Consider the following 21,066-nt stretch of genomic DNA (forward strand, 5'->3'; position numbering starts at 1 on the left):
TGGAGTTGGTCACTGAACGGTCCCTTCGGTGAGGCCGATGCAGTGCCATGGGGTGGGCCGCAGGGTTGCCGCGAGGGTGGTGCCGTCGGCGCCGTCGACCGTCGCGTCCCCCGGACGTGGGACGACTCGGTCGGGCTGTGCCTCGGTGTTGGTCGTCGAGGTGTCGTCGTCGTGCAGCTGGAGGTGCTCGACGAGGGCGTATGCCGTGGGGGCGCCCTCCACGACCGCCGCGACGTCGAGCGCCAGCTCGGCCGGCTCGGTGCGGCTCCGGTTGACGACGAAGACGGCGAGGTCACCGGTCTCGGGGTCGTGCGTCGCGGTGACGACGACCTGGTCGACGGGCCCGAAGGCCGTGGTCTCCACCGTGTCGCAGGCGACGGCAGGGCGCAGCACGGTGCCACGGGCATACTTCGCCGTGAGCGCGAAGGGGTGGAAGATCGTCTGCCTCCACGACGCGCCTCCGGCGCGGTGGCGATGGGCGCGATGACGTTGACGAACTGCGCCTGGCACGCCATCGAGACACGGTCCGTGTGCTGCAGGAGGGTGATGAGAAGGCTGCCCACGACGACGGCGTCGGTCACGTCGTAGACGTCCTCGATGAGCTCGCGGGCCTCACGGATCTCGAGCGAGCTCTCGCCGTGGAAGCGGTCCTGGAAGCACACGTTCCACTCGTCGAAGGAGACCATGATCCGCTTGTCGGCCCCCCTGACGGCGGCGACGTGGCCGGCATGCGGCGGTTGGACGACCCGCACGCGACGAGCTCGAGCGTGTCGTCGACGCGGCGCATGGCGCGGGCGGTCTCCTCGGCGACCCGGGCATACTCCTCGGCGGCCTTGTGGCCCATCTGCCAGGGGCCGTCCATCTCGTTGCCGAGGCACCAGACGCGGATGTCGTCCGGCTCGACGTGGATTGCAACGGTTACCGAAAACTGTCCAGAGCCTGCCCGCGGTCAGAACGGGCGGCGCCGCCGGGCGCTAGCCTGTTGCTCGGACGAGGCGGTCGAGGAGCGGGAACGGACGGAGGCACGGTTGGCGGCGCGGCTCAGGGACGTGGCAGAACGGGCAGGAGTGTCGGTCAAGACGGCCTCCAACGTCCTCAACCACCATCCCCACGTCAAGGCGAGCACGCGCGAACGTGTCGAGGCCGCGATGGCCGAGCTCCACTACCGACCGAACCTCTCCGCCCGCAGCCTCAAGCACGGACGGGCCGGCTTTCTCGCCCTGGCCGTGCCGGCGATGGACTCCCCCTACTTCGCCGAGCTCGCGGCCCGGATCACCGAGGAGGCGGCCGCTCTCGGCTTCATCGTCCTGCTCGACGTGACCGGCGGTGACGCCGACGCCGAGCGGGTCGTCCTCGAAGGCATGCGCTCGCACGTCATCGACGGCGTCATCTTCTCGCCGCTCGCCCTGTCCGCCGACGAGATCAGCAGACGTGCAGACAGCCTGCCCATGGTGCTCCTCGGGGAGCGCCCGGTTCCGACCGGCTTCGACCACATCGCCGTCAACTCGGTCGCTGCTGCCCGCGCCGCGACGGAACACCTTGTCGCACAAGGGCGTCGACGCATCGCCGCCGTGGGCCGCGAGTCCGTCAAAGGCACGGCCTCGGCGCGGTTGCGTGGCTACCGCCAGGCCCTCAAGGCGGCCGGCCTGCCCTACGACACCGACCTCGTCATCGGGGTCCCGCACTTCGAGCGCGCCGACGGCCACACCGCGATGCAGCAGCTGCTCGACCTGCCCGAGCCACCTGACGCCGTCTTCTGCTTCAACGACCTCATGGCCATCGGGGCGCTGCGCGCCTGCGTCGAGGCCGGCGTGCGGGTGCCGGAGGAGGTCGCCATCGTCGGGTTCGACGACATCGCCGAGACCCGCTACGCCAACCCGACCGTCACGACGATCTCTCCCGACCTCACCGGCCTGGCCCGGGCCGCCCTCGAGCTGCTGTCACGCCGGATCGACGGCGACGACGGCCCCGCCGAGGACGTCGAGGTCGCGTGGACGCTCGAAGCGCGGGAGACGACCCTCGGGGTGCGCCGCCGGAGCAACTCACGAGGAGATGACTGAGAACACCAGCGCGTCCGACGATCCGCCGTCGAGGGTGAGGAAGTTCCGGAGACGCCCCTCCTGCTGGAAGCCGGCGCTGCGGAGGACGTGCTGGGACGCCTCGTTGTCGGGCTCCACCCAGGCCTCCAGACGCCGGAGGTCCAACGCCTCGAGCGCCCAGGGGGCGACGAGGCGAACTGCAGCCGTTGCAGCCCCGCGTCCGCGGGCCTCAGGGACGATCCAGTTCCCCAGTCCGCCCACGTGCGGTTGTGGCCGCACGGCCACCCAGACCAGCCCGATGGCATGGTCGCCGTCGACCTCCAAAGACGGCTTGCGACACACCCTCGCGGCTCTCGCCTCGAGTCCACTGCCGATGGATGAAGGCCAGCCCCTCAGCGGGCGTGAAGGCGGCCGGGACGGTCGTGCCTCTCGAGATGCTGGCGTCGGCCCCGGCGAGCCGGATGCAGTCGACGTCGGTCTCCCGCCACCTCCTGAGGGCGATGCGCCCGTCACTCAGCGGAGGGTCCGGATACGGCAGAGGTTGACCTGTCACGGCTCGATCCTGTCTCACCGGTCGCCTGGCGTCAGCGTGGGTCGGAGTGCGCCCTGGTGCCCTTGACCGTCGTGACGGCGTCGCCGCGGTCGCGCCATCCGCGCCGTGCCTGCGCCACGGCGACCGCCGCGATGAGTCCCGGGACGAGGAGCAGAAGCTGGGCCACGCTGTACCGGCGGATCTCGGCGGCGATGTCCGCCCCGTCGAGCTCCGCGGCCAGCCTGGTCGAGGGATAGACGTGACCGCCTGCGCGGCAAGGGCTCCGTAGCCGAGACCGCACCCGATCAGCCACACGCCCCACCATCCGCCGCCGTGCGCGGCCAAGACGATCCCGAGCAGGATCAGGCACGCGGTCCCTACGACGAACTCCGCCAGAATGAGCCGGCGCCTTCTCAGAGTGCCGGCAGCTCCGTGCATGTCGAGGGCCACGAACCGGCGAACGCTCCATCTCGACGTGGGCATCCGACCATCATGCACCCCGTTCCTCCGTCTTCACTCGATCGGCGAGTCCGAGAATCTCACCGACGCGCGAGGTGTCAGCAGTGGATCTTCTGACCACGCCATTCGCGTGCCAGGACTGCGTACTGATACTCGTCGACCCACCCGAGCTCGGTGTGCCAAAGGGCCTCCACGGCGTGCTGCTCACGGCGCATGCCGGCCCGCTCGAGGACCCTGACCGAGGCACGGTTGTCGGCGTTGCAGGCTGCCGTGACTCGCCGCAGGCCGAGCCCGTCGAACGCGGCAACCAAGAGCGCTCGGGCCAGGGCAGTCCCGACCCCTCTGCCGGAGGCGGCAGGATCGACGATGTATCCGATGACCCCTTCGGTGCGCTTCGGCATACCGGGCTGGCCGTAGCCGTCGACGACGTCGAGGAAGCCCATGGCCACGACCTGCCCGTCCTCGTCAGCGATGCACGAGTAGTCGGTGTCGCTGGCCGGAACCTCGAGCCATTCTTGACGGAACATGACGGGGTCGACGTGATTGCGGACCATGAAACGGTTGACGCCAGGCTCATTTCGGAAGGTCAGAAGAGTCTCGATGTCGGCAGGACCGGCCTCGCGAAACGTGAGCGACCCATGACGGATGGGCCACGGGCTTGCCTTCATGAGAAGGCATCATGGCCCGAGCCGTGATGCAGGGCAACGGCTTTCGAGGTTCAGTGACCCGCTACGACCACCTGGGACCAGGTCTCGCCTCGGTCGATGCTCTTCCAGTAGGCGCCTGATCCGTCGCCGGAAAGGGCGTAGAACGTCGCGCCGCCCGGGGCGCCGACCCACGCCCACCCGTGGTCGGGCAGCGGCGGGGCCGACCTCGGCTGGCGCCAGGTGGCGCCTCCGTCCCTGCTGAGGCTCATCGAGCCGTGGACGTCGGGGCTCCCGCCGGAGACGGCGAGAAGGGTCCGCGCGTCGGCGGCCGCGAAGGAGGTCGTGCCCGCGTTGACGAGCAGGAGTGGCTCTCCCAGGACCGGACGCCAGCTGGCGCCGGCGTCGCTGCTCGACTGGACGGCATACCCGATCTGTCCTGCGGCACCGCCGGAAGGGCACACGGTGAAGAGGGTCGTCCCGGCTGCTGCGGTGACCAGCCGGACCGTCTGCCCGGTGCCGCACGAGGTGGGTGCGGCGCGGTGGAGGCCGTCGGGCGCGACGACGACAGGCGTCGGGGCCGGTCGCCCGGCGACGGGCACGACGACCGGCGAGACGAAGGCCTGCCCGCCCTGCCAGGAGATCGGGGCATCCTGCACGCCGGAGCCGCCGTCGATCGTGCCTGCGACGTCGGTCGCCGAAGCGGCGGTGACAGGGGCCCGGACGACGCTGATGGCGCCGTGGCACGTTCCGTCCGTGCACCCCGGCGCCGTCGTCAGCACGACGTCGGTGCCGTCGGTCTCGAGGCCGATGACCTCCCCACCGGGGTGCGGGTAGTCCTGCCAGGTGGCACCCCCGTCGGTGGTGCGCATCGCGGCGCCGCCGAAGGCCCATCCGACCGATGCGCTGGCGAACCGCACCTGGGTCAGCGTTCCCGCACCGCCGAGGCGACCGGTGGTCGACCCCGGGGCGGCGGTCGAGGCGGGGAAGGTGTGCCGGAGGTTCCAGCTGGCGCCGTTGTCGCTCGATCCGGCCAGGGCAGGACACTGACCGCCCGGGCAGGCGACGGTCCCGAGCGCGAAGAGGTGGCCGGGCGCACCGGTGGTGAGCGAGCGCACGGCGAACGATGCCGGCACGGGTGCCCCCGACGGCGGCAGCGACGGCGGCAGCGACGGTGACACCGGCGTCGACGTCGAGGGGGTCGGCGTCGGCAGGCTGGAGCTGGTTGGGCGAGGCGACGGCGGGGGCGACCCGACGACCGATGACGACAGGACGGGTCCGGCCGGCACCGGCGTTGTGCCACCCCGCCCCAAGGTCGCCACACCGACCGCCCCGAGCACCACGGCCGCGGCGGCGGCGCCGGCGGCATACCGCAGCCACGGGCGTCGCGACCGCGCCGAGGCCTCGACGATCTCCTGCCACCGCGCCGGGTCGGCGTCGAGGGTCGGGGCGGCGGTGCGCTCCCGGGCGAAGAAGTCGCGCACGAGGGCAGCGTCCGGGTCGGCGGGGGTGCCCGCCGGGTCTCGGGGGGTGCCGCCCCGCGGCTCGTCACTCATCGCACGTCCTCCAGCTGTGCCGCCATCCGGCGGCGCGCATCGAACAGGTCCCGCTTGATCGCCCCTTCTGACTTCCCGAGCCGCTCGGCCACCGCGGCCACGGGCAGGTCGGCGTAGTAGTGCAGGATCACGGGCAGTCGCAACGCGTCGGGCAGGGCCAGGACGACCTCGCGGACGGTCAGCACGGTCGCGGAGTCTCGGTCGATGCTCCCCGACGGCGCCCCGAGCCGGCCGTAGGCGGCTCCCTCCCGGGAGCGCTTGCGCCAGTGGTCCCTCACGAGGTTGGCCGTGACGGTGTAGAGCCATGCCCGCGGCTCGTGGACGGTGCCGCCGTCGCGCACGAGCCGCGCGAAGGCCTCCGTCGCGAAGTCGTGCCCGAGCTCGGTGTCACCGACGAGGCGTGCGGTCCAGCCGGCGAGCCTGCCGTAGTGGGCGTCGAAGAGCTCGCTCACGTTGGCATCGGTCTCGTTGGCGTCCGGCTCGTGGGCGCCGGCCTCGCGGGAGGCGCGCGGATCGCGCATCGCGGCCTCCCGAGGATCGAGCCTCACGGCTCTCGTCTGCTGTGACACGCCATTGTGACGCCGCAGCACGGGCACCGGTTGGTTCTCCGTGCCGACTCGTCGGCGTCAGCGACCGAACCGCGCGTCGTAGACGGCGTGCAGCTGGCCGTCCTGCTCCGCGGCGTTGCCGACGGCAAGCGTCAGGGTGCCTCCGTTCGCATCGTCGTGGTAGGTGACGTACGTGGTTCCGGCCGCGCCCTGGGCGAAGATCCGCCGCCAGTGGCCACCGCCCGGGTCGGCGTGGCGCCAGAGGGCACTGGCCACCATCGTCGTCGCGTAGCGCTGCACCGCGGCGTGGTCGCCACGGCCCCAGGCCCGCACCAGCTGGTCGGCGTAGCCCACCGGCCCGATGGGACGTGCCTGCGAGAACCGCACGTCGTATGCCGCCTGCTCGACTCCCTGACTGAGCAGCACGTCGCTGACGGCGAGCGTGACCGTGCCGCCCCGGGCGTCGTCGTGGTACGTGACGTAGATGGTGCCGGCGGCGCCCTGCCACTCGATCCGTCGCCAGCTCACGCCTCCGGGGGTGGAGTAGTCGAAGAGGGCTGCGACGACCGATGGGGTTGCGAGAGCGGCAGCCCCGGCCCGGTCACCGCGACCCCAGGCCCGGACGAGCTGGTCGGCGTGGAGCACGGGGTCCGTGGTGCTGGCCTGTGCCGCGGTGGTGACCGGGGACGTGGCCGCCGAGGCGGGCGCCGACCCGGCGGCCACGGCCGGGGCCGCCAGAACGGCGCCGGAGGTCAGCAGGGCGATGCAGGGATAGGTGATCTTCATGGCGGTCTCCCAGAGGACTCCGGACGGTGTCTCCGTCCTTGCTACTGAGACGCCGCGGATGGCCAGCGGGTTGGGGTCGCTCGACACCGACTTGTCGATGGCAGTCACCGTTGCCGGACTGCGTAGGTCAGGTGGGTCACCCGCTCCGTCGGCTCCGCCCGAATCGGCTCCAGGGCCACGCGGCCCGCGTCGACGCCCTCGAACAGCCGGATCCCGGAGCCGAACAGCACCGGCGAGAGCGCGATCGAGAACTCGTCGACCAGGCCGGCGTTGACGTACTCCAGGATCGTCGCGCCGCCGCCGGCGATGCGGACGTCCCGGTCGCCGGCCGCCTCACGGGCTTGGTCGAGCGAGGACTCGATGCCGTCGTTGACGAAGTGGAAGGTGGTCCCCGGACGCTTCCACGGGTCCCGTTCCTCGTGCGTCACGACGAAGACCGGCGTGTGGAACGGCGCTTCCTCCGGCCACGCCTGCTCTCCGGCGTCGAACATGCGCTTGCCCATCACGCTCGCCCCGGTGCGCTCGAACGTCTCCCGCAGGATGTCGTTGTCGCGCCCCTCCTCGCCGCCCCCGCCGAGCTTGAGGTTCTCCCGGAAGAACCGCTGCGGGAAGACCCACCGCTGCAGCTCCATCCACTGCCGCCCCATCAGCTCCTCGGCCGACTCGGGCGCGATGAAACCGTCCAGCGACATCGACACGCTGAAGAACACCTTCCCCGCCATCAGCCCTCCGCCCCTCTCCGGACGATCTCGCTGACGTAGGCAGCGAGGTTGTTCAGGGTCTGCCGGCCGCCCTCGATCGCGTGGTACTTCTCGACCGCCTCGTCGCGCAGCTCCCTGGTGGGGAACACCGTGCCCATCTCGAGCCGGGTCGCCGCCCCGTCTGGTTCGAACCTCAGGACCGACTCGAAGGCGTTCGGGTCGCCGCGAAACTCGCCGTGCAGCAACGCGATCCGCTTCGGCGGGTCGATCTCGGTCCAGGTGATCCACTCCTGGTAGTCCGTCCCGTCCGGTCCGTGCATCACGAAGTCCCACTCCCCGCCGACCCGGAACTCGAACGCCCGCGTGGTGGTGGTGAACCCTTCCGGCCCCCACCATCGCGACAGGTGCCGCACCTCGGTGAACGCCTCGAACACCAGCTCCCGCGGGGCGCTGATGAGCCGTGAGATGACGATCTCCCGGTCGGTCGTCGCCGACTGCGTATGCGTGTCGCGTCCTGTCGCTGCCATCGGTCACTCCTCCTGTCGTGCCTGCTCGAGGTCCTGCACGTACTCGTCCAGCCGGTCGAAGCTCTCGTTCCAGAACCGCTCGAACCCGCCGGTCCACTCGTGAACCGGTCGCAGCCCGCGGGCGTCGAGGCAGTACAGCCGCTGCTTGCCGGCCTTGCGATCCCGCACCAGCCCGACCTCACGGAGCACCCGCAGGTGCTTGGATGCCCCCGGCTGGGTGATCCCCAGCTCTTGCGCCAGCTCGGTCACCGGCCGCTCGCCCCCGCGAAGGAGCACCAGGATCTCCCGGCGCTGCGGCTCGGCCACCGCGTTGAAGACGTCCGACGTCGTCGCTGCACGTGCCATGAAGCCATCATATTCCGATATCGGCATGCGTCAACAGCCTCGTCACGGGTTTTGATGAAGGGCCATCGTCGCCGACCACGAGCGCTCAGGGCGTGGACAACAGGTAGGCCGCCACCTCGGCCGGCCGCGAGAGGGCGGCGAGGTGACCACCGGGCAGGACGTCGACCTCGAGGCCGAGTCGGTCGCGGGCCACGCGACGTTGCAGCTCGAGCGGGAAGAAGCGGTCGTCGGCACCAGCGACGACGCGAGTCGGGACGTCGGGCCACGCCTCGATGTCGCACGGCGTCTCGAAGGCGCGCTCGACCTCGGGACGCTCGTGCTGCGCCCCACCTGCGGCGACGACCGGGTCCACGTCGTGGAGGAAGTACGTGCCGAGGTCGAACTCTTCGTCGTAGCCACCGGCCCGGGCCGCCGCGACCCGCGCCCCTTCGGCTCCGACAGCCTCCCACCAGGCGCCGGCCGTCTCCCCCGGCAACGGCACCATCGCGTTGAGCAGCACGAGTCCGGCGACAGGGCGACGCGCGGCGACGATGGGCGCCGTGAACCCGCCCATCGACTGCCCGACGACCACCACGTCGCCACGGCAGGCGACCGCGTCGAGGACGAGGGCGGCATACTCCCCCAGGCCGGCGGCCGGATCATCGCCGGGAAGGTCGATGGCCAGGGCCTCGTGGCCGGCCTGCTCGAGGAGCGGCACGACGCGGTGCCAGTACCAGGCGGCCCCGCCGGCGCCGGGGACGAGCGCGAATGTGGTCACTGTCCACATGCTAGACCTCGACGGCGCCGTCGCGCCGTGCCAAGGTGACGACATGGCTGACGACCCCTCGATCCAGGACCGCATCACCTCGCTCATCGACGAGGAGCACCGCCTCCGGGGCGCGCTCCAGTCAGGCGAGATCACCGTCGACGAGGAGCACGCACGACTGCGCAGCGTCGAGGTCGAGCTCGACCAGTGCTGGGACCTGCTGCGCCAGCGACGGGCCAAGCGCGAGTTCGGCGACAACCCGGACGACGCCCAGGTCCGCTCCGAGCGCACCGTCGAGGGCTACACGGGCTGAGCGGGCCCTCCCCAGGACCGCTCAGATCGTGAGGCCGTGTCCGAAGCGGAAGAGCGGGTCGTCGTAGCCCGGCACGTCCTCGCCGTGGGCCCGCACCTGGTCCATGGAGCGGGGCAGGTCGAACGGCAGGCGACCCACGGGCGCGATGGTGCCGGTCAGGGCGTCGAGCAGGGCGTCGTCGCTGCTGCCGAAGCTGCCGACGACCGCCGAGGCGAAGCGGAGCAGCGGTGTCACAACGGCGGGCCGGTCGAGCACCACGTCGATGACCAGCGGGCAGACGGCGGCGATCCGCTCGAGCCGGGCGATGAGACCGGGCGGGAAGTCGAGCGACCCCTGGTGGAACCAGGACTCGAGGAAGAGGTCAGAGCGCGGGTCGAAGGGCGCCGTGAGTCGCACGACCGCCACGTCGGCGTCCTCGGGCCGCTCGACGAGCTTGCCGTGCCGGACGACCGCCTCGGGTGAGAGCCGCTCGGCGTAGATGCGCAGGCCCTGCTCGAGCGGGAGGCGACCACCCTCGTTGTGCAGCACCGTCACCGAACGGGACTGGGCGGCATACCCCTCGTCGCGGAAGTCGCCTCGTCCCACCGTCGCTGCGGCGGCGTCCTCGTCGACGTAGGGGTCGTCGAACAGGCCGAGCCGGAACTTCACGGCGAGGATGCGGCGTGCCGACTCGTCGATGCGCGCCTCGGTGACCCGGCCGTGCGCCACGAGGTCGAGGAGGATGTCGACGCACTCCTCGCCGCCGAACTGGTCGGCCCCGGCCTCGAGGATGAGCTCCATCCGGCCGTGCGGGTCGAGGTGCTCGACGCCCCACGCGCGGGCCGGCAGCACCTGGTCGCCGACGTGGTTGTCGTTGACGAGCTCCCAGTCGGTGACGACGACGCCGTCGTAGCCGAGCTTCTCGCGGAGCAGGCCCGTGACGACCTGCTTGTTGTAGCCGAAGCCGATCGGCTCGATCTCGACGCCGTCGACGACGAGGTCGACCGGCATCCCGTAGTACGGCATGATCCCCGCCGTGCCGGCCTCGATGATCGGCGGGAACGGCTTGAGGTGGTCGGCGAATCGCCCACCGGGGTAGACCTGCTCGCGCCCGTAGGGGAAGTGCGCGTCCTCGCCGTCCTTCTGCGGTCCGCCTCCCGGGAAGTGCTTGCTCGTGCACGCGACACTGCCCGGCCCGAGCGAATCCCCTTGGAAGCCCTTGAGATACGCGACACCCAGCTCTGTCACCAAGTCAGGGTCCTGACCGAACGTGCCCGCCTGGCGCGCCCAGCGCGGCTCCGTCGCGAGGTCGAGCGTCGGGTGCAGCGCGGCGCGGATGCCGACCGCGGCATACTCCTGCCGGGCGATGTCGGCGAAGCGCCGCACCGCGTCCGCGTCGCGCAGCGCCGCGAGCCCGAGCGGCTCGGGCCACTGCGAGAAGGCACCGGCGGAGAAGGAGACCCCGACGTTCTCGATGAACGCGTGCCGCGGGTCGGTCGACACCGTCACCGGTATGCCGTGTGGTGTGCGTTCGGCGAGCGCCTGCAGGGCGTTGCTCCACCGCGCCGCCATCCGCGGGTCGTCGAGCGCGTGGACGTTGAAGTGGTTGAGGTGCTTCTCGAGCACGACGGTGCTCGTGGGCGACTTGCTGATGGCACCCGGCTGCTCTAGCACCGTTCCGTCCGAGCCGGCCTCGATGACGGTCTGGAACATCAGCCCGACCTTCTCCTCGAGGGAGAGGCGACCGAGCAGGTCCTCCACACGCTCCTCGACGGGCCGGCGCGGGTCCTCGTAGGGGTCCATCCGGCCGTTGCCGTTCAGGTCTCGGTAGGCGACGCCGTCCTCGGTGGTTCGGAGCTCGGGGCGCACGGGTGAAGCCTTTCGTTCGGTGAGGGGCTCGTGGCCGCCCGACGCGTGCGGTCGGGCGGCCACGAGGTCTGGGGGGCGGTCAGGCCACCGGGCTGGCGCCGAACTGCTCGATGCCGATGACCGGGCGCAGTCGGCTCTCGACAGCCTTGGTGCTGAACGCTCGTCGGATCACGTCCTGACCGAGGACGTTGCCCACCGAGCCCATGATCATCGCTTGGTCGAGGGAGAGGTAGCGACGCGCGACGGTGCCCGACCGCACGGCCACAGCGTCGAAGAAGCCACCCCGGCCGTAGGAGTCGAAGTCGGCCTGCAGCTTCGCCAGGTTGGCGTACGCCTCACCCGGCTCGTGCATCATCGCGAGGAAGGACGCGTGCGGCGTCACGACACCGTCGCCGTAGGTCGGCGTCGGGTTCGTCGCCGGACGGCAGTCGCCGAAGCCCGCGTCGTAGTTCGTCTTCTGCTCGTCGGAGAAGTAGCCGTCGGGGTTGAGGCCCAGGGCGTCCACGCCGTACTCCCGGTAGCCGCCGAAGGGGTCGCTCGACGGGCTGAAGCCCCAGTAGCCGTAGCCGGCCTCGACGAGACCGTGCTCGCGCTGGGCTCGGACGTGGAGCGGGTGGTTGCGGCCCCAGCTGTTCGGTGCCCAGCGGGCCTCGTCGACGAAGACGTCCGGCATGAGCTCCTCGAACATCGAGCCGCCCCAGCCCGGCACGATGTGCATGCCGCGGTAGGTGTAGGCGCCCTCGTAGACGTCGACGCCGAAGTACGTCCGGTTGACGCCCGTCGGGCGGGACTCGGGCCACGACCAGTCGCACGCGTCCGGGAAGGTGCGCCACGTCGCGTAGTACGCCGTCGCCGGCACCTGGCCCGTGAGGATCCCGAGGTAGGTCGTGATGCGGGTCTCGGAGACAGCCGTGTCGTAGTGGTGGTTGGTGTACCAGACGTCCGGACCGACGCCGATGTGGTTGCCGGTGTAGCCCGCGAAGCCGGGAGGCGGCGGGGCGTCATAGAAGCCGCCGTGCATGAGGCCGCCGGGACGCACCCCGGGGTGCGCGGTGTCCGAGTCGTAGAACATGTCCCAGCGCATCCGGTCGAAGATCCGCTTGGCCCACTGGCCGGCGGCGCGATCGGAGTTCATGACGACGACGAGGGCCGCTCCGAGCCAACCGTTGTCGACGCTCGAGAGGAACGGGTAGACGCGATTCCCGTCGTCCGGCCACGTCGTGAGGACCGCGCCCGTGGCAGGGTCGTACCAGTTGTAGTACATCCCGCTCGGCGTGTGGTGCTGCATCCGATCGACCGTCTTGAGGGTGCCGATCATCCGGGCCGTCGCCTCGCCACGCGTGATGATGCCGAGCTCGCGGGCTGCGATGGTCGACCACAGGTAGCCGCCGATGTTGGTCGGCGACGTGTAGCCCGAGCGGTCCTTGGCGGCGAGCGACTCCGGGATGTTGTCGGCCGGCAGGCCGGTCCTCGGGTCGGTCATCGCGACGATGCTGCGCCACGTGTCGGCGGCCCAGCCGTGCAGGCGGCGGCTGTCGAGGACGGGGGCGCCGCGTCGGATGAGCGCGGGCGTGGACCGGGCGGGGGCCGTTTGTGCTGCGGCCGCGGGAGCCAGGGCGAGCGCCGCCACGGAGGCGGCGCCCCCGATGAGCAGGCTGCGCCGGCTGGTCGTGGGGATCGTGAGGTCGGACATGGGCTGTGCTCCGTTTCAGGTTCGGTTCACGCTTGCGTCGAGGGGTCGGAAAATGGGGGGTCCCGGCGCGTTACTTCAGGCCGGTGGTCGCGATGCCCTCGATGAAGCGCTTCTGGAAGATGAGGAAGACCACGAGGATCGGGATGATGACGACGGTCGCACCCGCGAGCAGCAGCCCGTAGTTCGTGCTGTTCTGGCCGGTCGAGTAGAGGGCGAGGGCCACCGGGAGGGTGTACTGGTCCTCGGACTGCGCCACGACGAGCGGCCACAGGAAGTTGTTCCAGCTGCCGAGGAAGGTCAGGATCCCCAGCGTCGCCAGGGCGGGGCCGCAGAGCGGCAGGATGATGCGGAAGAAGATCCGCAGCTCTCCGGCGCCGTCGACACGTCCCGCGTCGAGCAGGTCCTTGGGCAGCCCGAGGATGAACTGGCGCATGAGGAAGACGCCGAACGGGCTGACGAGGAACGGCAGGAAGAGGCCGGGGATGGTGTCGATGAGACCGGCGTTCGCGACGAGGACGAAGAGCGGCACGAAGGTCACGACGCCGGGGATCATCAGCGTGCCCATGACGGCGATGAAAATGGCCTTCTTGCCCTTGAAGTCGAGCATCGCCAGGGCGTAGCCGAGCATCGAGCAGAAGATGAGGTTGCCGGCCGTCACGACGACCGCGACGACGATGGAGTTGGTGAAGTACTTCCCGAAGCTCAGCTTGCTGAACAGCTGGGTGTAGTTGTCGAGCGAGGCGTGCTGGGGCAGCCAGGTCGGCGGGATCTGACGCAGCTCGCCCTCGCCCTTGAAGCTGCCGAGCACCATCCAGGCGAACGGGGCGATGACGGCGACGAGCGCGACCACGAGCACGAGGTAGAGCCACCAGCGGCCGCCCTGGCTCGCGCCGACCATGCCGGACCCGGTCCTGCCCGAGCGGGTCCGCCGGTTGGCCCGGCCCGGTGCGGGAGCCGGTCCGGTCGGCCGCGTTGCGGTGTCGACGGACATGGTCAGGTCCTCTCTCGGAGCAGGCGGAACTGGAGGGCGGTGACGATCGCGATGACGACGAAGATGAGGTAGCTCATCGCCGATGCGAGGCCGTAGTTGCCGAAGCCGAACTGCTGGTAGGTGTACATCGACAGCGAGACCGTGCTGTTCAGCGGTCCGCCCTGGGTCATGACGAACGGCTCCTCGAAGAACTGGAGGTAGCCGATGGCGGTCGTGACCATGACGAAGAGCAGGGTCGGGCGCAGCAGCGGCATGGTCACGAAGCGGAACCGCTTCCACGCGCTCGCGCCGTCGATGGCGGCCGCCTCGTGGAGCTCGGCGGGCACCGCCTGCAGGCCGGCGAGGAAGATGATCATCGCCGTGCCGAAGTTGCGCCACGACGCCATGAGGATGAGCGAGGGCATCGACCAGTGCGGGTCGCCGAGCCAGTTGGGCCCGGTGATGCCGACCCAGCCGAGGGCCGTGTTGATGAGGCCGCCCGGGTCCTGCAGGAGGAAGCGCCACACGACGGCGACGGCGACGATCGAGGTGATGACCGGCATGTAGAAGCCGAGGCGGAAGATCGCCCGGAAGCGGGTGATCCCCTTGTCGAGCGCGACCGCCGCGGCGAGGGCGACGACGAGCGTCAGCGGCATACCGACGAGCACGAAGTAGGCGGTGTTGCCGGCCGCCTTGCGGAAGGTGGGGTCCGACAGCGCCTTGGTGAAGTTGTCCAGCCCGATGATGTTGACACTGAAGGGGTGTCGCAGGTCGCGGGCCTTGGTGTCGGTGATGCTCATGAAGAGGGACTGGATCACCGGCCAGGCCGTGAAGGCGAGGAAGAGCAGGCAGAAGGGGATCGCGAGGATCCAGGCCGCCCGCCCCTCCCGTCGGCGGGCCGTGCCGGCCCGCCGACGGGACCCTCCGTCGCCGGCCTCTCGGGACGACCCGTCGTCGGGCCGTCCCGGGGCGGTGATCGGAGGTGGCGTCACGGGCCCGGTGGGGGACCCGGTCGTGCCGGTCTGGGCGGTCATCGGACTACAGACCCGTCCCGATGGAGTCGGCCTGCTGCTGGGCCGTCTTGAGGCCGGTGGCCGGGTCCTCACCGGTCTTGGTGATCTTCTCCATCTCGGTGTCGAGAGCCTTGACGGCCTGCTCCCACGTCGGGAACGACGGCGGCGCCTTGGCCGTCTCGAGCTGCTTGCCGAAGACGGCGAGCTTCTTGTCCGAGGACAACGCGGGGTCCTTCCAGGCGCTCTTGACCGAGGGGAGGTCGGTCGAGATGGAGTACCACTTCGACTGGACCTTCGGGTCGGCGAGCCACGAGACGAACTTCCAGGCGGTGTCGCGGTTCTTCGTGTTCTTGAAGACGACGAAGTTCGAGCCACCGACGAACGAGGACGACCCGGCGGAGCCGGCGGGGATCGGCGCGACGTTGTACTTGTCCTTGAAACCGGCGCCGCCGACCTTCTCGACCGCGGACATCTCCCACGGGCCGGAGATGAACATCGGGACCCGGCCGCTGGCGAAGTCGGGCTCGGTCGTCGGGGTCGCCGGGGCGCTCTTGTCGGAGATGCCGTCGGTGAAGAACGACTGGTAGTACTGCGTGGCCTTGAGCAGCTGCGGGCTGTCGAAGTTGTACGCCTTGCCGCCGTTCTTCGTCAGGTCCGCACCCTCGCTCCACGCGAAGGGCATGACGGACTGCCACGAGCCCTCGCCGCCGGCCTGCAGGCCGATGCCCCACTTCGCGCCGGCCTTGGTCTGCATGGCCTTGGCCATGTCGTGCAGGCCCTTCCAGTCCGTGGGGACGGACTCGTAGCCGGCCTTCTTGGCTAGGTCGGAGCGGTAGTAGACGACGCGCGTCTCGACGTACCACGGGATGCCGTAGGAGGTGCCGTTCACCTCGGTCGTCTTCTGGGCGCCGTCGAAGAAGGCGGACTTGTCGATCTGGGCGGGCGTCGGGTCGAGCGCGTCGCTGCTGGCGAACTCACCCATCCACGTCGTGCCGACCATGGCGACGTCCGGCGTCTTGCCGGCGGTGATGGCGGTCGTGAACTTGTCGTGTGCGGCAGACCACGGGATGGCCGTGACCTGGACCTTGACGCCGGGGTTGGCGGCCTCGAAGTCCTGGGTCAGCTTCGACAGGTTGTCGCCCTCGGCACCCATGGCCCAGACGGTGATCGTGCCGGTGGCCTTGCCGCTGCTGACGGCGGCCCCGGTCTGGCCGGCGGCGCCGCCGTTGTCGGCGCTGCGACCGCAGGCGCTCACGGTGAGGGCCGCGGCAGTCATGCACGCGACCGTGATGGCTGTGGTGCGTCTCATCGGTGTCTCACTTTCTCGGTGTTCTCCGACGGCTGTGTCGGGAGCGTGGGGTGGGGTCGGGTTCAGGTTTCGGGGAGGCGGTCAGCGATGGCCGCAGCCGCAGGATCCGCGGATGACGACCTCGGTCGGCAGGATCTGGGGCTCCAGCCGGGGCTGGTCTCCGCAGACGCGCTGGTGCAGGCGCTCGGCGGCGATGACGCCGAGCTCGTGGACGGGCTGGCGCACGGTCGTCAGTCCGGGCCGCACGTAGCGGGAGGTCATGACGTCGTCCCAGCCGACGACGGCGATGTCACCGGGCACGTCGCGGCCGGCGTCCTGCAGGTGGGTCATCACCGCGAGGGCGAGCTCGTCGTTGGCGCAGACGAGGGCGTCGGTGTCGATCTCGCCGGCGAGGACGCGTTCGGCGACGGCCTCACCCTCCCCCTCGCGGAAGGGGACCCGGACCGGCTCGGCCGGTTCGAGGCCACGGGCGCGGTGGGCGGCGACGAAGCCGGCGTGACGCTCGTCGATGTCCGGGGCGCCCCCGGGGTCACCGACGAAGACGAGCCGGGTGCGGCCGTGGGCCAGCACGTGCTCGGTGAGCTGCTCGGCGCTGTGGGCGTTCTCGGCGCGGACGCTCTCGATGCCGTCCTGGGGTGCGCCGGCGATGATGACGACGGGCTTCTGACCGTGCAGGGCGCGTGCGACGGCCGGCGGCATGGCGGCCGAGCCGAGGACCGCGATCGCGTCGACGTGGGTGGCGAGCTGGCGCACCGCGCGGGCGATGTCGGCCTTGCCCTCGGTCAGCATCAACGTCACGCTCTGGCCGAGCTCGGCAGCGCGCGACTCGAAGCCCATGAGCAGCTCGGAGTAGTAGGGGCCGGAGAGCTCGGGCAGGACGAGGCCGTGCGCCTCGTGGTGCCGGACGGCGAGGCTGCGGGCCGCGCCGAGCGGCACGTAGTTGAGCTCCTCGACGGCGTCGAGGACCTTCTGCGTGGACGTCGCCGAGACCGTTCCGGCGCCTTGCAGGACCCGGGAGACGGTGGCGATCGAGACGCCCGCGCGCTCGGCGACGGAGTAGATCGTGGCGCCGGCCGGCGTGGTGGACGAGGTGGACGACGTGGTGGAGCCGGAGCGTTGGCGTGGGGTCGTCGCCACGGGCCACCTCCTTCGTCTCGTCGTCGAGTCGTCTGGCGCGCTTTGTCCATACCCACCGGGGAGCGGTCGGCACCCGTTGTAAGCGCTTACATCGGGAACACCAATAGTGCACGGGTCGGGCCGATCGCGCAAGACCGGGCCGCGACTCGGGGCAGCCAGGAGGGGCCGGCCAGGGCGTCGTCGACACCCCGCCCGGCCCCTCGTCGCCAGCCGTGGCCCATACCCACTGGCGTATGCCGTGACGCCGCCACGCCGCCCTGGCACAGGCACCCGGCGGGTCAGCTAAACGCTTGCCGCAGAGCCGAATTCAGCCACGGGCGAGAGCGGTCACGCAGGTCATCCCTGCATCAGGCCGATCATGTTGCCGTCGGTGTCCGCGAGGACGGCGACGGTGCGGCCGCCACCGACGTCGGTGGCCTTCTGGGCCACCGTCGCGCCGGCCTCGACGAGGGACGCCAGCGTCGCCTCGAGGTCGTCGACCGACCAGTACGGCGTGCCGCCCGTCAGGCCCTTGCGGTGCCCGTTCGGGTCGAGGGCGATCTCCTGGCCGCCGACGTTGTAGCCGACGTAGTAGGGCTGGTCAGTGTGCGGCTGGGCCCCGAGCAGGGTGGTGAAGACCTTCTTCGCGGCGTCGAGGTCGGCGACGGGGTAGATGAGCGTGTTCACAGCAGACATCGGTCTCTCCTTGGTGATGGTCATGGTGGTGGTGGTGGTGGTGATGATGATCGCGGTGTCACATCGGGTGGCACCGGTTCGTCAGTGCTATGACGGACCACGACCCGAGGATGTGACCAGATGGACGACAGCCCCCGCGAGCAGTGGCTGGCCCGCGACTTCGAGCAGCAGCGACCGCGGCTGCGCGCCGTCGCCTACCGGGTGCTCGGCTCGGCGGCGGACGCGGACGACGCCGTCCAGGAGGCGTGGCTGCGCCTCAGTCGGAGCGACACGAGCGAGGTGGCCAACCTCGCCGGCTGGCTGACGACCGTCGTCGGGCGGATCAGCCTCGACATGCTGCGGTCCCGCGGCTCCCGCCGCGAGGACAGCTGGGACGCGGGCCTGGCCGACCTCGTCGGGACGGGCGAGGGCCGTGTCGAGGCAGGTCCCACGGGCCGGCACGCGCCCGACCCGGCGAGCGAGGCCGAGCTCGCCGACAGCATCGGACTGGCCCTGCTCGTCGTCCTCGACACCCTCGCCCCCGCCGAGCGGCTCGCCTTCGTGCTGCACGACCTCTTCGGCATGCCGTTCGAGCAGATCGCGGACATCGTCGACCGCTCCCCCGCCGCCACCCGCCAGCTCGCGAGCCGCGCGCGGCGACGCGTCCGGTCCGCCGACGCCGCCGAGACGAGCCCGGCCCGCACGCGCCAGCGCGAGGTCGTCAGCGCCTTCCTCGCCGCGGCGCGCGGCGGGGAATTCGCGGCACTGCTCGAGATGCTCGACCCCGATGTCGTGCTCACGGCCGACGAGGCCGCCACGGCCATGGGCGCACCCGCGCAGCTGCGCGGCCCGGACGCCGTGGCCCAGCGCTTCAACGGCGGCGCGAAGTCGGCGCGGCTCGCAGCCTTCGACGGCGGCGTCGGCGCGGTGTGGACGTTGCACGGTGAGCCGCAGGTGGCGTTCCGCTTCACCGTCGAGGGTGACGTCGTCACCGGCATCGAGATGGTCGCCGACCGGGCCAGGCTCAGGACCATGGAGATCTACTACCTGCCGTCCTGACCGCATCGACCCGCACTGACCCACACGGACCCACACGCACCCACACTGACCCACACCAGGGCCCCTTCGGGTGGTCGTATCGTCTGGGGTGTGGCAGAGGGGATGCGTGCGGCGGTCGTGCTCGGCTCGGGAGGGGCCCGGGGCTACGCCCACGTCGGCGCGCTCGAGGTGCTCGCCGAGCGGGGCTTCGAGGTCGTGTCGATCGCGGGCACCTCGATGGGCGCGCTCGTCGGCGGAGTCGCCGCGGCCGGCAAGCTCGAGGCCTACACCGACTGGGCGCGGAGCCTGACGCAGCGCGAGGTGTGGCGGCTGCTCGACCTCAGCATCACCTCCCCGAACGGGGCGATCCGGGCCGAGCGGATCATCGCGAAGGTCGGTGAGATCCTCGACGGTGCGACGATCGAGAGCCTGCCGATCCCCTACACGGCGGTCGCCACCGACATCAACGCGCGACGCGAGGTGTGGTTCCAGCGGGGGCCCGTCGAGCACGCGATCCGGGCCTCGATCGCGATCCCGGGCGTCATCACCCCGGCGGTCATCAACGGGCGGGTGCTCGTCGACGGCGGCCTCATCAACCCGATCCCCATCGAGCCGACCGCCGCGGCCTCGGCGGACCTGACGATCGCCATCTCCCTGTCGGGGATGCGCACCTCAGGGGGTGGTCCGACGACCCCGGTCAAGGAGTCGTCGGAACCGGTCCCGCGCGAGGAGTGGACGACCCGCCTGCGCCGCAGTGCCACCGAGGTGCTCGAGTCCGAGCGGGTCCGGGCCATCACGAGCCGGTTCGGGGGCCATGCCCGGGACCTCGACCACAACCAGACGATCCCGCCTGAGGCCCTCGACGACCTCCCGCAGTCCCCGGCGGACGCCCTCGTCGTCCGGTCCGCCGACGTCGGGCTCCTCGACCTGCTCAACATGTCCTTCGACACGATGAGCGCCCTCATCTCCCGCTACCGGATGGCGAGCAACCCCCCGGACGTGCTCGTCACCGTCCCGTCGAACGCGGTGCGCACCCTCGACTTCCATCGCGCTGCGGAGATGATCGAGCTCGGCCGCCAGCTGACGACCGAGGCCCTCGACCAAGCGGGCTACTGACCATCACGCGCCTCGTCTCGGCCGGGTGTCGGTGCCGCGAGCGAGACTGACCCTGTGGTTCTCCTGCACGCCGACGCGGACGCGTTCCTCGCCTCGGTCGAGCAGCGCGACGACCCCTCGCTGCGCGGCCGGCCGATGGTCGTCGCCCACGAGGTTGTCGCGTGCCCGTCCTACGAGGCGCGCGCGCTCGGCATCCACGCCGGTATGCCGCTACGTCAGGTGCAGCGGCGCTGGCCCCAGGTGCTCGTGACGGGCTACCGCACCGAGGCCTACGAGGAGGCGTCCGCTCGGCTGTTCGAGATCTTCCACCGGTTCACTCCCCTCGTCGAGCCCGGCTCGGTCGAGGAGGCGTTCCTCGACGTCACCGGGCGCGACCAGGGCGACCCGAGGGGGATCGCCGTCGCCCTGCGCACCGCCGCTCGAGCCGAGATCGGGCTGCCGGTGTCGGTCGGGGTCGGGCGCACCAAGCTGATGGCCAAGCTCGCGAGCCGCCGCGCCAAGCCCGACGGCCTCCTCGTCGTCGACGCAGAGCTCGAGGCCCGGGTCCGACCGCGCCTGCGCCTCGACGAGCTGTGGGGTGTCGGGCCCACGACCTACGACAAGCTCCACGCCGCAGGGCTCTTCGTCGTCTCCGACCTTCATGGCCTCGACGAGGGCGACCTCAAGCGCATCGTCAGCACGGCGATGGCGCGTCGCCTCCTGTCCATCGAGCGCGGCACCGACGACGCGACGATCCGTCTCCCTCGAGCCCGCCGGTCGGTGAGCGCCAGCCGCTCCTTCCCCGCCACGCGCACGCGGTCGAAGGTCGTCGCGGTGCTCGACGGCTGCGTCGACCGGGCCGTGACCCGCGTGCTCGACCTCGACGCGCCGACCCGGCTCCCGAGCCGCCTCGAGGTGCTGGTGCGCTACGACGACGGCGCCCAGATGCTCGAGCGCGGGCGGCTCGACGCCCCCACCCTCGACCGCGCCGCCCTGCGGACTGCCGCGGCGCTCCTGCTCGAGCGCACGGCATACGAGCGGGACGGGCGAGGCGTCACGATGGTCGGCGTGACGCTGCCGCTGCCGGCTCCTGCTTGACCTCACGTCCACTCGA

General features: G+C 71.0%; 22 protein-coding genes and 1 pseudogene. 5 read left to right on the forward strand and 18 right to left on the reverse strand.

Features of this window, described 5'->3' with window-relative positions; all coding sequences use genetic code 11:
* Positions 1-9 precede the first annotated feature (9 nt).
* Positions 10-686 (reverse strand): annotated as a pseudogene (locus AB4030_RS02495) (alpha-L-arabinofuranosidase C-terminal domain-containing protein).
* A gap of 363 nt (positions 687-1,049) precedes the next feature.
* On the opposite strand from AB4030_RS02495, the gene AB4030_RS02500 reads away from it, so the two are divergent.
* Positions 1,050-2,060 carry a LacI family DNA-binding transcriptional regulator gene (locus tag AB4030_RS02500; protein ID WP_442277592.1) on the forward strand — a complete coding sequence of 337 codons (1,011 nt, stop codon included), beginning with the start codon at positions 1,050-1,052 and terminating at the stop codon, positions 2,058-2,060.
* On the opposite strand, the gene AB4030_RS02505 is transcribed toward AB4030_RS02500, so the two are convergent.
* From AB4030_RS02505 to AB4030_RS02550, 10 genes are all read right to left on the reverse strand, one after another.
* Positions 2,043-2,381: a GNAT family N-acetyltransferase gene (locus AB4030_RS02505; protein ID WP_442277593.1), complete on the reverse strand. Its 339-nt coding sequence runs from the start codon at positions 2,379-2,381 to the stop codon at positions 2,043-2,045. The two genes, AB4030_RS02500 and AB4030_RS02505, sit on opposite strands and share 18 nt — an antisense overlap.
* Positions 2,382-2,623: 242 nt before the next feature.
* Positions 2,624-2,884 carry a hypothetical protein gene (locus tag AB4030_RS02510; RefSeq protein WP_442277594.1) on the reverse strand — a complete coding sequence of 87 codons (261 nt, stop codon included), beginning with the start codon at positions 2,882-2,884 and terminating at the stop codon, positions 2,624-2,626.
* Positions 2,885-3,128: 244 nt separating this feature from the next.
* Positions 3,129-3,698, reverse strand: coding sequence for a GNAT family N-acetyltransferase (locus AB4030_RS02515; protein WP_442277595.1), 570 nt, complete (start codon positions 3,696-3,698; stop codon positions 3,129-3,131).
* 50 nt (positions 3,699-3,748) lie between these two features.
* Positions 3,749-5,230: a hypothetical protein gene (locus AB4030_RS02520; RefSeq protein ID WP_442277596.1), complete on the reverse strand. Its 1,482-nt coding sequence runs from the start codon at positions 5,228-5,230 to the stop codon at positions 3,749-3,751.
* Positions 5,227-5,751: an RNA polymerase sigma factor gene (locus tag AB4030_RS02525; RefSeq protein ID WP_442277597.1), complete on the reverse strand. Its 525-nt coding sequence runs from the start codon at positions 5,749-5,751 to the stop codon at positions 5,227-5,229. The genes AB4030_RS02520 and AB4030_RS02525 overlap by 4 nt, the downstream gene beginning before the upstream one ends.
* A gap of 105 nt (positions 5,752-5,856) precedes the next feature.
* A complete protein-coding gene (locus AB4030_RS02530) occupies positions 5,857-6,672 on the reverse strand; it encodes a hypothetical protein (protein WP_442277598.1) in 816 nt (271 codons plus the stop codon).
* Positions 6,669-7,286: a dihydrofolate reductase family protein gene (locus AB4030_RS02535; protein ID WP_442277599.1), complete on the reverse strand. Its 618-nt coding sequence runs from the start codon at positions 7,284-7,286 to the stop codon at positions 6,669-6,671. The genes AB4030_RS02530 and AB4030_RS02535 overlap by 4 nt, the downstream gene beginning before the upstream one ends.
* On the reverse strand, positions 7,286-7,792 hold the full coding sequence (locus tag AB4030_RS02540) for an SRPBCC family protein (RefSeq protein ID WP_442277600.1): 507 nt from the start codon (positions 7,790-7,792) through the stop codon (positions 7,286-7,288). Before AB4030_RS02540 ends, AB4030_RS02535 begins: the two co-directional genes overlap by 1 nt.
* A gap of 3 nt (positions 7,793-7,795) precedes the next feature.
* On the reverse strand, positions 7,796-8,137 hold the full coding sequence (locus tag AB4030_RS02545) for an ArsR/SmtB family transcription factor (protein ID WP_442277601.1): 342 nt from the start codon (positions 8,135-8,137) through the stop codon (positions 7,796-7,798).
* A gap of 85 nt (positions 8,138-8,222) precedes the next feature.
* On the reverse strand, positions 8,223-8,903 hold the full coding sequence (locus tag AB4030_RS02550; RefSeq protein ID WP_442277602.1) for an alpha/beta fold hydrolase: 681 nt from the start codon (positions 8,901-8,903) through the stop codon (positions 8,223-8,225).
* Between the two features lie 43 nt (positions 8,904-8,946).
* Between AB4030_RS02550 and AB4030_RS02555 the strand changes: the two genes are divergently transcribed.
* Complete coding sequence (locus AB4030_RS02555; RefSeq protein ID WP_442277603.1) at positions 8,947-9,195, forward strand: DUF2630 family protein; 249 nt, start codon at positions 8,947-8,949, stop codon at positions 9,193-9,195.
* A gap of 21 nt (positions 9,196-9,216) precedes the next feature.
* On the opposite strand, the gene AB4030_RS02560 is transcribed toward AB4030_RS02555, so the two are convergent.
* The 7 genes from AB4030_RS02560 to AB4030_RS02590 form a co-directional block, all read right to left on the reverse strand.
* Positions 9,217-11,043, reverse strand: coding sequence for a glycoside hydrolase family 3 protein (locus AB4030_RS02560; protein WP_442277604.1), 1,827 nt, complete (start codon positions 11,041-11,043; stop codon positions 9,217-9,219).
* Positions 11,044-11,122: 79 nt separating this feature from the next.
* Entirely contained in the window at positions 11,123-12,736 is a 1,614-nt protein-coding gene (locus tag AB4030_RS02565; protein WP_442277605.1) for a glucoamylase family protein, read from the reverse strand.
* A 70-nt stretch (positions 12,737-12,806) separates the two neighbouring features.
* A complete protein-coding gene (locus AB4030_RS02570; protein WP_442277606.1) occupies positions 12,807-13,727 on the reverse strand; it encodes a carbohydrate ABC transporter permease in 921 nt (306 codons plus the stop codon).
* Between the two features lie 2 nt (positions 13,728-13,729).
* Positions 13,730-14,740 (reverse strand): carbohydrate ABC transporter permease, encoded by a 1,011-nt coding sequence (locus AB4030_RS02575; RefSeq protein ID WP_442277607.1) that lies wholly within the window; start codon positions 14,738-14,740, stop codon positions 13,730-13,732.
* Between the two features lie 4 nt (positions 14,741-14,744).
* On the reverse strand, positions 14,745-16,028 hold the full coding sequence (locus tag AB4030_RS02580; RefSeq protein WP_442277608.1) for a sugar ABC transporter substrate-binding protein: 1,284 nt from the start codon (positions 16,026-16,028) through the stop codon (positions 14,745-14,747).
* Between the two features lie 81 nt (positions 16,029-16,109).
* Complete coding sequence (locus AB4030_RS02585; RefSeq protein ID WP_442277609.1) at positions 16,110-17,165, reverse strand: LacI family DNA-binding transcriptional regulator; 1,056 nt, start codon at positions 17,163-17,165, stop codon at positions 16,110-16,112.
* A gap of 336 nt (positions 17,166-17,501) precedes the next feature.
* Positions 17,502-17,840 carry a VOC family protein gene (locus AB4030_RS02590; RefSeq protein WP_442277610.1) on the reverse strand — a complete coding sequence of 113 codons (339 nt, stop codon included), beginning with the start codon at positions 17,838-17,840 and terminating at the stop codon, positions 17,502-17,504.
* Between the two features lie 120 nt (positions 17,841-17,960).
* Between AB4030_RS02590 and AB4030_RS02595 the strand changes: the two genes are divergently transcribed.
* The 3 genes from AB4030_RS02595 to AB4030_RS02605 all read left to right on the forward strand — a co-directional run bounded on the left by AB4030_RS02595 (position 17,961) and on the right by AB4030_RS02605 (position 21,050).
* Positions 17,961-18,878, forward strand: a complete 918-nt coding sequence (locus AB4030_RS02595; RefSeq protein ID WP_442277611.1) for a sigma-70 family RNA polymerase sigma factor — start codon at positions 17,961-17,963, stop codon at positions 18,876-18,878.
* 90 nt (positions 18,879-18,968) lie between these two features.
* On the forward strand, positions 18,969-19,973 hold the full coding sequence (locus AB4030_RS02600; RefSeq protein WP_442277612.1) for a patatin-like phospholipase family protein: 1,005 nt from the start codon (positions 18,969-18,971) through the stop codon (positions 19,971-19,973).
* A gap of 54 nt (positions 19,974-20,027) precedes the next feature.
* On the forward strand, positions 20,028-21,050 hold the full coding sequence (locus AB4030_RS02605; protein ID WP_442277613.1) for a Y-family DNA polymerase: 1,023 nt from the start codon (positions 20,028-20,030) through the stop codon (positions 21,048-21,050).
* Positions 21,051-21,066: the final 16 nt, after the last annotated feature.

The organism is Terrabacter sp. 2YAF2, from assembly GCF_052114705.1.
Lineage (GTDB): Bacteria > Actinomycetota > Actinomycetes > Actinomycetales > Dermatophilaceae > Terrabacter.